Genomic DNA, 16,298 nt, shown 5'->3' on the forward strand with positions numbered 1-16,298 from the left:
CCGGCTACGAGCCAAAGCAAGCAATAGAGTCCTGCCCTCCCGGTGAAGCGGCACCGTCGGCGCGGACGATGATGACCTGGACGCAGACGGGCAGGGTACGGCTCGAAACAAAGGTGTTCGTAGCGAGTGTGGTCTCATAGGGGCCTTCGGATTGGGCCGTCTTGGTCCGCCACTTGTAGGTGTCGCCCTGCTTGGGCTGCGGGTTCTTCCACGTGAAGAAGACCAGGTCCGGGTCGTCGGCCTTGGTCGCCGCGGTTAGGCTTGCGACGTCCGGAACAGTGCCGCTGTCCAGCGGATCCGCGGGTGGTTTGCTCACCGATTCGGTGGGGACCGGCTTCGGGACGGCGGAACTTGCCAGGACAATGCCCACGACGACGGCGACGGCCAGCACGGCAGCGCCCGCCACCGACAACCAGAGGTTCCGCTTGGTGTGGTCAACGGGGGCCTCCGCAGTTACCTCGCGCACCGGCTGCGGCCTGTTGACCGTGGCGGCGATGTCGGCGTCGCTGCGGTTGTCCCGGCCCGCCGGACCGCCCTGCCAGCCTCCCTGCTTCCCTGCGGAACCCCGGTGGACTGTCGCGTCGTCGGTGACATCATTTCCGGCGCCGGCCTGCGGGGCTGCCGCGAGGCTGCCCCGCAGCATGGTGCCCTGCGCCCAGTCATCGTATTGATCCGGACGTGCGGCCGGCCCCGGAACCGGCCCCGAAGGTACCGGCGGTGCCGAAGGCATGACGGGGGTAAACCCGGAAGGGGACACGGGACGTGCCCTGGCCGGGAATGTCGGGGCGTGTCCTGTCTGGTCCGGATCCACGGAGGCGATGCTCCGCACCCTGGTTTCCTCGAAGCCGTCGTCCGGGTGGCTGTCGTCGCCGTGAGCCTCCTCCAGGACCTCGAAGGGGGTGACTGAAAGGTTGAGCTCCGCCTGCGTTCGCTGCAATGCCAGGGCGAAGGCATGGGCCGAGGAGTACCGGGAGGCGGCCGACTTGGCCATCGCCGTCGAGAGCGCCAGCTCCAGTGATTCGGGGACGTCCGCACGCCCCAGCCGGGGCACCGGCGAGTTGGTGATCCGCGAAATCAGTTCGCGCTGCGAATTGTCGGCACCCGGCAGGACGAACGGTGACCGTCCGGCCAGAAGCGTGTACAGCGTGGCGCCGAGCGCCCAGACGTCCACCATCACGCCGTCCACGGGGCCGTCCCGGAACTGTTCGGGCGGGGACCACGGAATCGACATCCCGGCGTCCTCGTCCGCATCGCTGCCGAGGGTGCCGGAGATGCCGAAGTCCGTCAGCGCCGGACGGTTGTAGTCGGTGACCAGGATGTTGGCCGGTTTGATGTCCCTGTGGGCAATGCCGGCCCGGTGGGCGGTCTCGACGGCGGATGCCACCTGGATCCCGACGGCCAGGACTTCATCCACGCTGAACCGCTGCCGGCGGTAGCGGACGTCCAGGCTTGGCCGGGAGCAGTACTCCATAGCCAGGTAGGAATGGCCGTCCTCGGTGACTTCGGCTTCGAAGATGGTGACGATGTACGGGTGCGAGGACAGCTGGGCCATCAGGTTCGCTTCGGATTCGAAGCGGCGCCGGGCACCCTCGGTCTTCAGGTCGGACAGGAGCACCTTGACGGCAACCTTGCGCCGCGGCCGGTCCTGTTCGTACAGATAGACGTCGGAGAACCCGCCCGAACCGAGCAGGCTGATATAGGTGAAGCCGGGAATGGGCGGCGGCGGGGCTACGGGCCGCTTGGAACTCATAGAATCTCCTCGAACCGCAGCGATACATCGTCGCCGAGTTCTGCAATATCACCGTCTAGAAGGATGGCCATCTCGTTCTGGGCAAGGCGCCTGGGCGGCTGGCCTTCCCGGACCAGGACGGTGCCGTTGGTGGCTTTGAGGTCGCACAGCATCACGTGCCAGCCTTCAAGGCGGACTTCAACATGTGACCGGGAAATGTCGCCGCTGGGGCTTGCCACCTGGACGAGCCGCGGCATGCCGCCGCCCTGGACCCGGGACACGGAAGGCTGACGGCCGATCACGAGCGATTGGTCCAGGTCGATCAGTTCACCGGTGGACACCCGAACGCGCCCCAGCCGTGGGCGCCGCACCTGCACGGCGTCGGAAGCCAAGGCCAGGCCGCAGCCGGTGCACTGCGCGTGCGTCGGCGGGTTCGCGTGGCCCTGCGCGCAGACACGGGCCAGCACCATGGGGCCGGTGGCCGGGCCGCTTCCAGCGGCAGGGGCCGGCTCCTGCGGGGCTGTTCCGAGCCCGAGGTCGCTTTTCATGATCGTCTCGCCGTCGTGGTCGCCTTCCGGCGCGGGCACCGCTGGCGGGCTTTGCCAGTCCGGCGTTTCGCCTGTCGACGGCGGCACGGACGACGGCGGCACGGACGGCCGGGCCGGCTGGTCGCCGCCGGTGTTCCACGGGACAGAGTCGATCAGCCCGCCCTGCACGGCGGGGATCAGGGGCTGGGCAGGCACGCTTGGGCGTGCGGGCACGGGCAGCTGTGCACGAAAGGACGGCTGGGCGTCGACCTGCAAGGGTTCCTGCGGCGCTCCTTCCTGCTGATCACCGTGCCCGTCGGCAGATTCCTCCGGGCCGGCCGGCTCCACGCCGGACTGGTCCCCCAGCTCCTCCTCGGGCTCATCCCGCACCGCGGCGTCCTCAATGCGCCGCATAACGGTCTTGTCCCACAGATGGTCGTAACTTCCCGTCAGCTCGTTCGCGGGAACCGCCCCCTGAGCCTCCGTTCCGGAGGCGGCGTCGGCAACTTCCGTGCCTGCGTCTTCCATGCCGGCGTCGTCCGTGGCAGCGTCGTCCGTGGCAGCCCCGTCCGGCAGGCCGGCCATTCCGTCGTTCGTGTACTCGAGGTCGTCATCGGGAAGACCCATCACGGTTTCGGCGGACGCACCATGTTCGGCAGGCACGAAGCGAACGGGTTCCGGGACGTGCACCGGGGCTCGCGCAGGTTCCACCGGCGCCACCGCCGCCGGCACCTCAGCGGGTGGCTCTGCCATCGGGACTTCCTCGACGGGAACTTCAGCGAGTGGGACTTCCGCCGGCCCGTCCGCATCCGTTCCGGACCTTTCCGGCGTCTCCGGCATCGGCGCCAGGGCCGCGGCGACGCGTCCCACCGTGAGGCTCTTCAACAGCACAACGCCCTCCCCCAGCGGGAGTTCGGCTGCCCCGGCCGCGTCGCCGGGAACCGAAACCTTATACGATTCCGGTGCGCTGAGCCTGCGCTCGGTCCAGGTGGTCACGTCACTGCCGTTCAGCTCCACCGGTCCTGCGGCAAGCTGGGCTGTCAGCTCAATGTCACCGCGAAGGAACACCCGGAGGGAATCCCGGAACTCCACGATGCCGAACCACGGAATCTGTGCCAGCGAACCGGAGGATGCACTGGTTACCGCGTGCAGTACTTCGTGGACTTCAGGCTCGCGGGCCAGCAACTCCCAGAGCGAGTCCACGAGCGCAGGCGGCGTCGCGGGCGCCAGCAGCACAGCGGTCCCGGACCGGACCACCCCAAGCCAGGTTCCCGGGGTGTAGCTACTTGAGACCATCGTGGCGGTCCTCGTTTTCGTTTACGGCATCCGGAGCGTCCCCGGCCGAAGCCTGGTCCGCAGGGTCCGGCGCATCGGCAGGCTGCGCGGAACCGGGAACCTCGGGAAGTTCCTCCGTGTCCACCGCGGCGCTGTCCCGCACTTCGGTGCGCGGCAACGTGTCCTCGTCTTCGACCGCCGGACGGGGCGCGGTGTCCGTTCCGGCGTCGTTCATGACATTCCTGGCATCCACGACGATCACGGTGACGTTGTCACGGCCGCCGCTGCGGAGCGCCGCCTGGATGAGGGCGTCCACGGCGTCCTGGGGGTGGCCCACCGTGCTCAGGATGCGGAACATGTGGTCGTCGGTGAGCTCGGCGTTCAGGCCGTCCGAGCAGACCATGATGCGGTCCCCTTCCTCGACGGGCAGCAGCCAGTAGTCGGCTTCTGTCTCGTCGCCGGTCCCCAGGGCCCGGGTCACGACGTGCCTGCGGGGATGGACTGCCGCCTGCTCCTTGGTGATTTCGCCCGCGTCGACAAGTTCCTGCACTTCGGAATGGTCAACGCTGACCTGCACGAATTCGCCCTGGCTCAGCCGGTAGGTCCGCGAGTCGCCGATATTCATGACCAGCCAGTACGGGACACCTATTTGTTCCACGACCACAACACCGGAGAGGGTGGTGCCGGCACGCGAGCCCGTGGCAGTGCGGATGCGTTCATCGGCACTGACCAGGTATTGCTGTACGACGGCGGCCGTGGCCGTCCGCTCCCCCGTGGCCAGCTGCGGCATGCCGGCGAGTGTCCGGACACAGATTCCGCTGGCGATCTCGCCCGCTTCGTGGCCTCCCATGCCGTCCGCGACGGCGAACACCGGATCCGAGGCGATGAACGAATCCTCATTGAGTTCCCGGCGCAGGCCACGGTCGGTGCCGTAGCCGCAGCTCAATTGGAGTCCGGGCTCCCGGCCCGTGTCAGAGGTGGCGGCTGCCGGCTGGGAATTCATGCCTGTCCTAGGTGGAAGGTGCGGTCACCGAAGTGCACGGTGGACCCTGGGCGTACAAAGGCGGGTTCCCCGGCCTGCAAAGCAGTACGGATGCCGTCCGGAGTGGTGACGGCGCTGCCGTTGGTGGAGTTGCGGTCGGTAACCCAGACGCCGCCGTTGTCCTCGAGCAGGTGGAGGTGGGTCTTGGAGATGGAACGGCCGGGGTCGGCGACGGCCAGCAGCTGCGAGATCTGTTCGCCCGGAAGGCCGCTCGGATTCCGCCCGATAAGGACGGTTCGGTCAAGCTGGAAGTCGCGGCCATCGTCCAGCCTGATCCGCAGCACAGCTACCGGGGCCGGCACGGTTTGCCCGCGCATCTGGGTCCGGTCGTGGTCGTCATCCGGGTGGAAAGCCCACGCCGGAACGGCCGGTGCCGGAACCGCCGGTGCCTGCATGGTCTGGTCCTGCGTTGTCGGTGCCCGCGCCGTCAGATCCTGGGCCGGCAGTGGCTGCCCAGCCGGGCCCTGGAGGTCCGGGTCCGGCAGCGGCCTGGTCTGGACCGGGGCGGGCCCGGCAGGCGCCGCCGGAGGCTGCCACTGGTTCGGGTTCAGGGGTGCCTGCGGAAGTGCCACAGGAGGGTTGACGCCCTGCACCGGCGCGCCCTGGGGGTTGATGACCTGGCCACTCGCGGGTGCTTGCACCGGTGCTTGCGCCGGTGCTTGCGCCGGCATTCCTTGGGCCGGCCTGCTGGCCGCGCCCGCAATCGGTGAGGAAACCTGTTGCACGGGAGGGAGGTCAAGCGGCGCGAAGCTGTACGGGCCCTGGATTCCCCCGGTTGTGATGGGGTTGCGGCCGGCGTTGACGTCGAACACGAGGGTCTTGGCCGCAGTGTCGTGCCAGCCTTTGAGCTTGCCGTTCCTGTCCCAGGAGTTGGAAGCCACTACCGCGAATGCCCAGGCGATGCCGAGCAGGCCTAGGGGCGCAAGGATCCACAGGGCGGCTTCGAACCACTTGAAGACCACCACGAGCACCGCTGCGACCACGGCCAGGAGGAGGCCTGCCCCGGTGATGAGGCCCCGCAGGAACACGGCTCCGCCGCCCGGGGCGTAGCCGTCCTGGTCCGTGCTGCGGATGCCCATGAGCCGGTTGCCGATGGTGTTGCCGGAGCGGCCTTCGATCCCGAGCTGCACCAGCATGTAGACCACCGTGATGCCAACGGCGATGCCGCCCAGAAGCACCAGCATCGCCGTGTCGTAAACGATGAAGCCGCCGCTCTGAGTGCGGGTGACCGTGGTGAACCCGATGGTCAGCATCACCACCAGCAACGCCGCCGGACCCACCCAGTCGAGCACGGCGGCGCCAAGGCGTCTGCCGGCCGCCGCGGGAACCAAGTCCAGCTTGCCACCCATTCCGGTACCTCCCCCTTGTACGTGGGCGCCTTGTGCGTGGGCTCCGTGTACCTGGATCCCCCGTCCGTGGGCTGCTTGCCCGAAGGCGCCCGGTCCGGCGGCGTCCGCCCCCGCCTGTGCTACGGGGATACTACCGGGAATCGGGCTGCCATGCGCGGCGGCCCGCTCCATCAGCTCCCGCTGCGAGTGGTCGATGTTCCGGACGTTACGGGCGGCCCTGTTGGTCAGAGGGGCACCACAGGCCGGGCAGAACGTCGCTCCGGGACGTATCAGTTGCTGGCAGCGCTGGCAGCGCTCGGCGTCGTGCATCATGGTTCGTTGCGGTTCTCTCTCAAATCGCGCCGCAGCACGGTCTGTTCGTCGTCCGTGCCGGACGCGGCCGGGCCTGACGGTGGCGGGCCCAATGGTGCCGGACCGCCATCCACCCTACCCGCGGGGTCCGTTTTCGCCGGCCGGACAGGCCGGAGTCCCCTCAGTTTGAGTGCCGTCCTGCCGTCCGACAGGAGGGAACGCGGCGAGAAACGGGCGGCTTGCCGACCCCAGAAACCCACGGTGGCGGTCATTTCCCTGAGCGAGCCGTCCACGATTGTCCAGTACTCCTGAACGTCCGCTTCGCTGGGCTGGCCGGCCCCGAAAATGGAGGCATCGGCACGGTGCGCCAGCAGCGTAGTGGTGCCCGCCGTTCCCGGGAATGCCTCACCAAGGACGACGGCGGACTCCCGGCGCGTTGCCCGGGTGTCCACGGCGGCGCCCATGTCCGTTGCGAGGCTGACTACTTCGTTCCAGCCGCCACCAACCCGTTCGGCCGGGTGCCCGTCGGAGAACCGGGCCTTGCGGCGCCTGCTCTTGAGCAGCGCGACGAGCAGCAGCGGCAACGCCAGGATCCCGATGGGGATCAGGGCAATACCGATTGCGGTGAGGATGGGTCCCCAGAACAGCCACGGGTTGTTCTTCTTCTGGTCAGCGTCCAGCGCGTCCGGGGAAGAGTCCGGGGGCAGGTCGGCCGGCTCCTGCGGCGGGGGCGGCGGCTGCAGGACCTGGGGCTTGGGCTTGGACTTGTTCTCCGGGTCCGGCGGGATCGGGACGTTGTCCTTCGGCGGTGTGGGGTCGAAGGACACCCAGCCGACACGGTCGAAGGCGACCTCCACCCAGGCGTGGACGTCCTTGCCGGTGATTTTCACTTCTCCGGCGCCGTTTTCCGGGCTCTTCGGATCCGGGTAGAAGCCCATCACCACCCGTGACGGAATACCCAGGTGCCGGAGCATCAGGGACATCGCCACGGCGTACTGCTCATCGTCGCCCAGCATCTGCTTGGCGGTCAGGAGGCTGCGGATGCGCGCTGAACCGTGCCCGGACACGCTTGGCAGTTGACCGTCGTCGATCAGTCCGTTGCTGAAGGCCCCCTTCTTCTGGAAATGGGCCTCGATCTGCCGGACCCGGTCGATCGCCGTGGGAGCATCGGCCGACAAATCATTGGCCTGTGAACCGACCACGGGCGGCACTTCCGAAGCATCCGGGAGCGCCACTTTGGCGAAGTCGTACTGCGTCAGCTGGCCATGCTCGAGCTTTGCGGGGTCGGATACCTGGACACTGTACGCATCGCCCTTCGCGAGGCCCTTGGTGGTGACCGCAGTGTCCGTCCCGGAGTTGAAGTACAGCCCCGACGCAGCACTGGAAGAGTCGCCGGTGAAACTGATTCCGGTGGTACGGCGGCCACCGGGCAGGAAGTACCCCTGGTAATCCTCGATGGTGATGTCCAGCGTGTAGTCGTTGCTGGGGACTATGCCGTCGGAGTCAGCAAGCGTGTTGAGGGACTTGGCATCCCCCACCTTGCTGAAGTTTCCTGAGCTGTCCGGGTCCATGTTGTAGTTGGTGCCGTTGAAGGCGTCCAGCGCCGCAAGCCTGACCCGTCCGTCCCGGGGAAGGCCCTTGACGGCGAAGAGGTTGTCGTCCTTCTTGTCCTTGACGAAGTTGCGGAAGCTCGCCAGCGGGGTGATGTAGTCCTTCGGGTCAAACGGGGGGACGATCGTGTTGCGGAGGACCGTCCTGTCGTCGCCGGCGGTGACCAGCGGCGACGCCACGGCCGTTATGGCGACGCAGGCAGCGATGACCCCGGCGGCGGATCCCAGCCGGCGGACCTTGGCGCGGCGCGCGGTGGCAGCGTCCGACTCCGGCCGGTTGACGGACACTTTGCGGGTGTCGCGGCGTCGGTGCGCATCCCGGCGGAAGGTGGCCCAGGCCACGGCCACCACCGTCAGGGAGATGCCGCGCTCCACGTTGAGGAAACCGGCGTTGGTGCTGAACGCGATACCGGTAACGAAGAGCACCAGGACGGGCAGGAGCGGCCAGTACGGGCTCTTCAGCCGCCACGTCATCAGCCCTGCGGCCAGCGCCGTGATGAGTGCGCTGAGGAACGGGACAATGAGCATCCCGCCGGCGGTTCCCACCGGGACACCGACAGTGAGCATGTCCTTCCAGGAGAAGACGACGCCCAGCAGGAGGGTCCGCAGGGACTCCAGCGTGGGCACAAAACCGGCGATGGCAGCATCCGGCACGGCAAGCAGGGTGCCCAGAACCAGGTACGAGCCGAGCGTGGCGGCCGCGGTGATCAGCGTCCCGAGCCTGAAGTGGGCGTTGGCCGCGGCAATGCCAAGGCCGAGCAGGATGCCGCCGAATCCGGCGATCAGATAATACGGGTCGCCGCCGAAGCTGAGGCTGAACCCGAGGACGCCGAGCCCCAGCAGGACAACCAGGGCACCGGCGTCGAGCGCAAAGTGCCAGGCCGGCTGGCCGTCGCTGAAGACGGACGGCTGCGGCTGCGCAGGCTGCCTGCGTGGCCGGAAAGCGGGTGCGGAGCTCATGCAGCCGCCTTTCTGAGGATGATGGCGAGGTCGGACAGGTCCCCGAGCGTCAGGACTGTCAGGTCCGCGATGTTGGCGCGGGCGGGTGCTGCCCCCGCCTGAATGCGGACGGCGAGGCTGCGCACACCCGGCGCTACCGAGGCGGCCGCCGAGCGGAGCTGGGCGGGGGTAACCCGGCTGCCCACAACGAAGAAGACCACCGAGGCATTCGGAATGGTGTCCGCCAGCGACCGGGCCAGGTCGACGGCGGTCTTCCGCAGCGGTGAACCCACGATCCGGGTCATATCGTCCAGCATGTTCCGGCCGGTCTCGCAGCGGAGGGGGCCCTTCTGGGTGAGGACATCGAGTTCGCGCTGCTCGCGGATTGCCTGGCGGCCGATGGACGCGGCAGCGGATATGGCCAACTCGAATTCATGCTCGGTCTCGTACTCGTCCGTGTTGATGGAGAGCGAGATGGCAAGGTGGGCGCGGCGTGTCTCTTCGAACTGCCGCACCATGAGCTTGTTGGTCCGCGCCGTGGTTTTCCAGTGGATGTGGCGGCGGTCGTCGCCGGGCACGTAGTCGCGGAGGGCGTGGAACGACACGTCCGCGCTGGACAGGTCCGTGGTGGGCATGCCTTCAAGGTCTCGGATGAAACCGGCGGCGGAACCGGCCAGGGCAACGGTCCGCGGATGTACGTAGAGGTCCTCCGGTTCAGTCCACAACACTTGGCGGCGCAACAGGTGCAGGGGGTCGGCGCGGACCGACCGCACCGGACCCACCACAATTACCGCCCGCCGGGCGGTGGGAATCGTGAACAGGTCCTCGTGGACCTGCTGCGGTTTCATCCGCGGCAGGTGGAAGACGGCGGTCGCGGCTCCCACGGGGAGCTCAAGCGCTGCCGGCAGGAGGGGACGCGTGGAGGTGTTGGACACCGCGATGCTGCCTACGGCGCTGTCCCCCACTGCAACCCTGGTCCTGGCGAGGTCCAGCACCACGCCATAAGAGGAGCGGCCCAGGATGAAGCCGACGGCGAGGACGAACAGGACGAAGGCTGCCACGGCGGCGGCCTTCGCCTCCTGCCAGCCATAGGCCTGGCCGACGCTCCAGAGCAGGATGGACGCGGCCAGGACGGACCAGCCCAGGACACTGACCACCGAGAGCACCGGCCAGGCGTACTTAAGCCAGACCCAGCGGACTTTAGACCAGGCGGGTGCCAGTGCAAGGCCTGCCGTGCTGACGGCTTCGGACCACATGGCGGCCGGGCGCAGGCGGGACGCCGCCCCTTCACCGGAAAACGGCCTCTTCAGGCGTTCAGCAAGCCGGGTCAACGGAGTGCTGCTGGACATATCTGTGCCTTTGTTCGCGCGTGGGTCTTGCCGGAATGGTGAGCGGGCACCGCTTAGACGCCGGCGCGCTGCTGCGGGGCAGCGACCTCGGTCAGGACGCGGGCCAGCACCGCTTCGGCGGTGGCGCCGGAGAATTCTGCTTCCGGGTCCATCACGAAGCGGTGGGTCCAGACCACGCTGGCCAGGTCCTTCACGTCATCCGGAAGAACGAAGTTGCGGCCTTGGCTTGCTGCCCAGACTTTGGCGGCACGGACCATGGCCAGGGCACCGCGGACAGAGACACCGAGCCGGGTCTCGGGCGCGTTGCGGGTTTCCTCGCAAAGCCGCGAGATGTATTCCAGGACTGCGGTGTCCACGTGGGTGGTTGCGGCAAGGTCAGCCATGTCACCAATCGCCTGGGTGGTAATGACGGCGGTGATTTCCTTGGACCGGTCCTTGAGGTTGGCGCCGCCGAGCAGTTTCACGGTGGACGCGTGGTCCGGGTAGCCGATGGAGGTCTTGATCAGGAAGCGGTCCAACTGGGCTTCGGGCAGGCGGTAAGTGCCGGCCTGCTCGATCGGGTTCTGCGTGGCCATCACCATGAAGGGGCGGCCTGCTTCGTACGTGGTGCCGTCGACAGTGACCCGCGATTCCTCCATGACCTCAAGGAGGGCGGACTGCGTCTTGGGCGAGGCCCGGTTGATTTCGTCGGCCAGCACGATGTTGTTGAAGATGGGGCCCTTGTGGAACTCGAACTTCTGCGTCTTCTGGTCGTAGATCGTTACGCCCGTGACGTCGGAGGGCAGCAGGTCCGGCGTGAACTGGATGCGGTTGTTGGACCCCTGCACGGTAGCTGCCAGGGCGCGTGCCAGGGAGGTCTTGCCGGTCCCGGGCGCGTCCTCGAAGAGGACGTGCCCTTCGGCCAGCATGGCCGTGAAGGTCAGGCGGATGACGTGGGCCTTGCCAAGCACGGCCTGCCCTACATTGGCAACGAGCTTCTCGAATGTTCCTGCAAACCAGGCGGCCTGCTCAGTTGTCATGGTCATGGGTGAATCCTCTTCCGGGTTCGGGTGAAACTTCGGGCCGTTGCCCGCTTCGTCCAGCGATTAGTCTAATTGTCTTGGTTGGGCCGGTATCACCGCTGAGGCATGCCTGCCGGCGGGTTTGTGCCCAGCGAGGTGGTGTCTCCCCGGGCGAAGTTGCCCGAGGCTCCGCCGGATGTGAGGTGGTACCAGACCCTGGTTCCCCAGCGAACGTAATAGTCCGTCTGCGCCGTATACCCAGTGTCGAACCACCTGCCGGGGCTGAGGCACTGATCGGGATTGGTATCCCGGTAGCTGTCAGTTGTGCGGTTTGGCTCCGTGCAGGTGCGCACCGGAGTGGCCCGGATATCCCACGACGTCGGCACCGGGGGCGGCGGCTCCGCTCCGCTGCGCGAGGTGTCGCTGCCGATCCGGCCGGGCTGGCCGGCGCTGATGGCGCGAACACGCAACTGTACGGTCTCGCTGTAACCAACAGTCTTCGAGAACGACCGCTGCTGAGTGTCCTGCCAGCCTCCGCCATCCACGCTGTACTGGTAGCCGGTCACGGCCCGCCCATTGCCGCTGGGCTGGTTCCAGTTCCAGGACACCGTCCTGTCCCCCACGCCGCTGCTGTTGCTGCCCGTAACAGTCGGAGCGAAGGCCAGCCCGTAAGGATTGACGCTGTTGGATGCAGGGCTGGCGTCGCCGGCGGTGGAACTGCGGGATGAGACCGCCCACACTACGACGGCGGTGTCGGTGCCATTGGCTGCCGCTACGACACCGCCGCCGGCGGCGATGTTGCCGCTGCCGCCGCCGGACGTCAGGCGGTACTTGTACGTGATCTCGCCGGGCGTCGATCCGTTGCGCTGGGCATCTGTCAGGACAGGGAACCTTACGTCGATCTTCCCGCCGTCGCCGCCCGTATCCATCAGAGTCGCGGTCGGTTTGCCCACCATGTCAGGTTTGCCCACTGCACGGACGGCCGCGGATTGCGCGCTGGTGCCGCTGGTGCCGGCCTTGTTGGTGGCCGCTACGGTGAAGGTATAGCCCGACTCGGAGTTGTCCACCGTGACGTTCTGGGACGTCCCGGAGACCTGCTGCGTGGCCACGACAGCCCCTCCCCTCAGGGTGGTCAGTGTGTACGCCGAGATGGCATCGCCGTTGTTGTTCGGCGCCGTCCAGACCACCTTGAGCTGGCTCTGGGTACCAACGGAAGCCGCCGCCGTCGCGCTTGGCGCAGCCGGGGTCACCGGCACTCCGGCCGGCGTTTCCGCCGCGGAATAGGCGCTCCACTCGGACGGTTCCTTGGAATCGTTGCGCGCCAGGACCCGGACCTTGTAGGCCACGCCGTTCTGCAGGCCCTTCCAGACGTAGCTGAGGGACGTCAGGTTCTGGATCTGGGCGTTCTGCCCGGCGGGTGCCGGGGAGATCTCCAGGTCATAGGACTTGACCGGCGAGCCCTTGCTTGCCGGCGCGGACCAGGCAACGGTGAGTTGCTTGTCGCCGAACTTCAGCGCCGGGGCAACAGGAGTGTCGGGCTTGACGTCCGGGCGGACCTCGGCGGAGACCGGAGACCTGTCCGATTCGCCGAACTCGTTCGTGGCCGTGACCTGGAAGTGGTACTTGGTGTTGTTGACCAGGCTGTTCAGGGTGCAGGAGTTGGCCGGGCAGTCCTGCTGGTAGCCGCCCTCGCCGTACACCGTGTACTTGGTAATGGGTGACCCGCGGTCCGCCGGTGCAGTCCAGTTCAGCAGGGCCGTCTGGTCACCGACGCTTTGGGCCTGCGGCGTCGCGGGTGCCAGCGGCTTGTCCTTCACCGTCAGGCGGATCCGGGCGGTGGCATTCCGGGAAGTTTCCCCGGTCTTGTCCTCAACGGTGTAGGAGACAACCAGGGTTCCGGTGAAGCCGGAAGCGGGGGTCACATTGATGTTGCCTCCGGCCACCTCAACGTTGCCGCTGCCAGTCTCCGTTGCAGCCGAGACGATCTTCAGGGGTGTTTCCGGGAACGGGTTGGAGTCGTTGGCGAGGACATCCACGGACACCGTCTTGCCGGCGGCCGCGTTGGGCTCGAGATCGTCACTGGCCACCGGCTTGGGGCGGTTGGACGCGGTGACGGCGAGCTGGAATGTCGCGGTGGTTTCCAGTCCCCGTGGATCCTTCGCCTTGACCTGGACCGCTCCGGACGTGCCGGTGGCCGTTGAGCCGTCGACCGACGTCTTCAGGGTCTTGCCGTCGATGCGGGCGTTGAAACCGGCCGGGCTGTCCCCCACCAGTTCGTACTTCATGTTGTCCACGTCGTCCCGGTCCGGGTCCGCGGTCAGCCGGCCCAGGTCGGTGTCCGCAGATTCACCCTTGGGAACGTCCACCGCGCTTCCCAGTAGGGTGGGCGGGTTGTTCCGGTTGGGGTCCGGCAGCACCTTGGTCCGGATGCTCAGGGTCGATTTCAGGCCGTCCGCGTCGTCCGGGCCGGAGCCGTCGGTGACTTCGAAGCTGATGGAGCCGGGGCCCACGTAGTCCTGGCCGGCCGTGTAGTTGATCGCCGTGCCGTTTCCGGCCACGGGGTCACCGCCGTCGGCGCCGATCAGCTTGATCCGGTCGGTCTGGGTGAGGCGCGGCGAACGACCATCGCGGACCTTCACCCATTCCTTCAGGTCAACAGCTACCGACTGTCCGGCAATAACCTCAAGGACCTCGTCCTTGGCCAGCGTGGGCACCTGCTGGCCGACGCCGGGCACCCAGATGATGGCGGTCGACTTCTGGCCGTCCACATCCTCGACGCTGTACGGGATCAGCTGGGGCTGCTCCGTTAGCTCCACGATCATGTTGCCGTCGGTACCTGGCCGGGCGGTGGTGGCGTCCGTGGCGATCTTGAGGTTCTCCCCCACCCCGTCAGGATCCTCGTCGTTTTTCAGCACGGGAACGTCGACGGCGGTCTTGCCCATCGTCTGGGCGGAGGTCACGCGGTCATCCCTGGCGATCGGTGCCTGCAGCGGCACGTCGTTCCGGACCTTCATCCGAATGGTGGCCTGGGCCGAGGCGCCGCGGTCATCGGCAACCGTGTAACGGACGTTGACGGTGCCCTCGCTGGCCGGAGCCTGCAGGATGATCCGTCCGCTCGCCTTGCTCACGGTCGCCTGGAGTTCCGCGGGCGCCTCGATGCCGTCGCCCGCAATGCCGATGGGGTCGCCGTCGGGGTCGGTGTCGTTTCCGGTGGCGTCCACCGCGATCTGGCGTCCCGGACGGACCTGGACGTCGTCGTCAACGGGTGTTGGTTTCTGGTTCGCGTCGCCGCGCGGCGCGATGCCCACGGTGACCGTGCCGGTATTGACAGCGCCCTGCCGGTCCACCACCTTGTAGCGGAAGGTGTCCGTGCCCGCGCCGTCGCCCGCCGCGGTGAAGTCGATGAAGCTGCTGCCGACGGTGGCGGTGCCCATGTTGGGGGTACTGTCGATGCCGGTGAGCTGGACCGAGTCGCCGTCGGGATCGATGCCGTCCAGTTCCACCGGGATGCGGACCGAGCCGGCTGCGACCACTCTCGCCGTCAGGTTCTTCGGCTGCGGCCGGGAGTTCTCGGCACCTTCCAGCGGCAGGATGTGGATGGTGACGGCCGCGGCGCTCTTCTGGCCCTGCGGGTCAACGGCGTTGTAGATGGCCCGGACCGTCTTCGGCTGCGGTCCGGCGATGAACCGGAGGGTGTTTTCCGAGACGAAGCTCTTGCCGTCCTCTTCCGCCACTGCCTGCGGCAGCACCGGGTCCACGGTCAGTTTTTCACCCTGCGGGTGGGTGTCATTGGCCAGCACCGGAATGGTGACGACGTCGTTGACGCGGACGTTCACTTCGTCCGGTTTGGGCTGCGGCGCCTCGACGACGGCGGGCGCCGGCACCGGCACCACGGAGACGCTGCCGGTGGCGGACTTCCGGCCGTTGGACATCGTGTACTGGAAGGTGAAGGGATCCTTCGTCCCGAGGACGTCGGTGATCCGCAGCACGCTGTGGTCGATCACGCTCACCGATGCGGTGGTGTTTTCCGGAAGCTGGACCGATTGCAGGACCAGCACTCCTCCGGAGGGATCGGAGTCGTTGACCAGCGGGTCGAGGAGGACGCTTCCGCCCGTCGGCATGAGCGCCACGTCGTGGACCGCCACGGGATCGCCGGTGTCCTTGCCGGATTCCACGTCAACGCGGATGAGGCCCTGGCTGCTTTGCGGACCGTTGCTGGCGATATAGGTCAGGTAGACGGGGCCGGCGGTTTCGCTGCGGAAGGTGAACGTTCCGCCGTCGGTGACGGGGCCGAGCTCGGCAGGTCCGGATGCTTCCACCTGGGCGAGCCGCAGGGCGCCGCCGTTGGGATCGACGTCGTTCTTCAGCGGTGCGATCACAAGATCCTGGCCGACGACGGCGGTGACGTGGTCGGCGTTGACCACCGGCGCCAGCGCCCCGGGCGGCTGCACGTTGACGACTACTTTGCCGGTGGTGGTGTCGCGGCCGTCCCAAACCGACACGGTGACGGTTTTCTTGCCGGGCGCGGCCCCGGAATCCTGGTAGGTGAGCAGCCCGTCGCGGCGGACCTTGACCTGGTCCTGTTCGTTATCGGCCTTGGCATCCAGGAGCACCAGGTCGTCGCCGTCGGGGTCGGTCCAGTCAGTGAGGATGTTCTGGCTGACGGTTTTCCCCTGCTCCACCAGCATGGTGGTGGGATCGCCGCGTTTGAAGACCGGCGGTTTGTTCTGGTCCGGACCAACCACGTTCAGGGAGACCTGTCCGCCGGCGGAGAGCCCGCGGCCGTCCGCCGCGTTGTAACTGAACGTTTCGGTGCCGGGTTTGGCGTCGGCCGGCACGGTGATCTGGAACGCCGTACCCCCGTAAATGTTCTGGAGCGTGCCTGAGTTGGGCCCGGAACTGCCGACGGACGCCGTCAAAACGTCGCCGTCGGGGTCGGAGTCGTTGTCCAGGACGCTGAGGATGGTGGTGCGCCCCGGCCGCACGCCGACGGCGTCGGGCTTGGTTTCCGGCGGCCGGTTGGGCTTGGTGCGGTCCGGCAGGATGTTGATGGTGTTGTTGTCCGCCGACTCCTGGTCCTGGTCATTGGATTGGTTCTTGGGCGGGACAACGTCGTCCCAGTTGTTGACCAGCTGCATGTTCTGGTTCACCAGCCACACATTGCCCGAGTTCACGTCGTTCAGGAC

Annotated in this window: 8 protein-coding genes; all 8 read right to left on the reverse strand. The window is 67.5% G+C overall.

Going from position 1 to position 16,298, the window contains the following annotated elements; genetic code table 11:
• Positions 1-4 precede the first annotated feature (4 nt).
• Complete coding sequence (locus tag CXQ91_RS03965) at positions 5-1,750, reverse strand: serine/threonine-protein kinase (RefSeq protein WP_104172626.1); 1,746 nt, start codon at positions 1,748-1,750, stop codon at positions 5-7.
• Complete coding sequence (locus CXQ91_RS03970; RefSeq protein ID WP_104172627.1) at positions 1,747-3,552, reverse strand: FHA domain-containing protein; 1,806 nt, start codon at positions 3,550-3,552, stop codon at positions 1,747-1,749. Before CXQ91_RS03970 ends, CXQ91_RS03965 begins: the two co-directional genes overlap by 4 nt.
• Positions 3,539-4,534: a PP2C family serine/threonine-protein phosphatase gene (locus CXQ91_RS03975; protein ID WP_104172628.1), complete on the reverse strand. Its 996-nt coding sequence runs from the start codon at positions 4,532-4,534 to the stop codon at positions 3,539-3,541. The genes CXQ91_RS03970 and CXQ91_RS03975 overlap by 14 nt, the downstream gene beginning before the upstream one ends.
• On the reverse strand, positions 4,531-6,234 hold the full coding sequence (locus CXQ91_RS03980) for an RDD family protein (protein WP_104172629.1): 1,704 nt from the start codon (positions 6,232-6,234) through the stop codon (positions 4,531-4,533). Before CXQ91_RS03980 ends, CXQ91_RS03975 begins: the two co-directional genes overlap by 4 nt.
• Positions 6,231-8,783 carry a transglutaminase domain-containing protein gene (locus tag CXQ91_RS03985; RefSeq protein WP_104172630.1) on the reverse strand — a complete coding sequence of 851 codons (2,553 nt, stop codon included), beginning with the start codon at positions 8,781-8,783 and terminating at the stop codon, positions 6,231-6,233. The genes CXQ91_RS03980 and CXQ91_RS03985 overlap by 4 nt, the downstream gene beginning before the upstream one ends.
• On the reverse strand, positions 8,780-10,111 hold the full coding sequence (locus CXQ91_RS03990; RefSeq protein WP_104172631.1) for a DUF58 domain-containing protein: 1,332 nt from the start codon (positions 10,109-10,111) through the stop codon (positions 8,780-8,782). The genes CXQ91_RS03985 and CXQ91_RS03990 overlap by 4 nt, the downstream gene beginning before the upstream one ends.
• A 53-nt stretch (positions 10,112-10,164) precedes the next feature.
• A complete protein-coding gene (locus CXQ91_RS03995) occupies positions 10,165-11,136 on the reverse strand; it encodes a MoxR family ATPase (RefSeq protein ID WP_104172632.1) in 972 nt (323 codons plus the stop codon).
• An 89-nt stretch (positions 11,137-11,225) separates the two neighbouring features.
• On the reverse strand, positions 11,226-16,262 hold the full coding sequence (locus tag CXQ91_RS04000) for an Ig-like domain-containing protein (protein WP_374953619.1): 5,037 nt from the start codon (positions 16,260-16,262) through the stop codon (positions 11,226-11,228).
• Positions 16,263-16,298: the final 36 nt, after the last annotated feature.

It is taken from the genome of Arthrobacter sp. Y81, from assembly GCF_002929335.1.
In the GTDB taxonomy this organism is placed as follows: domain Bacteria; phylum Actinomycetota; class Actinomycetes; order Actinomycetales; family Micrococcaceae; genus Arthrobacter.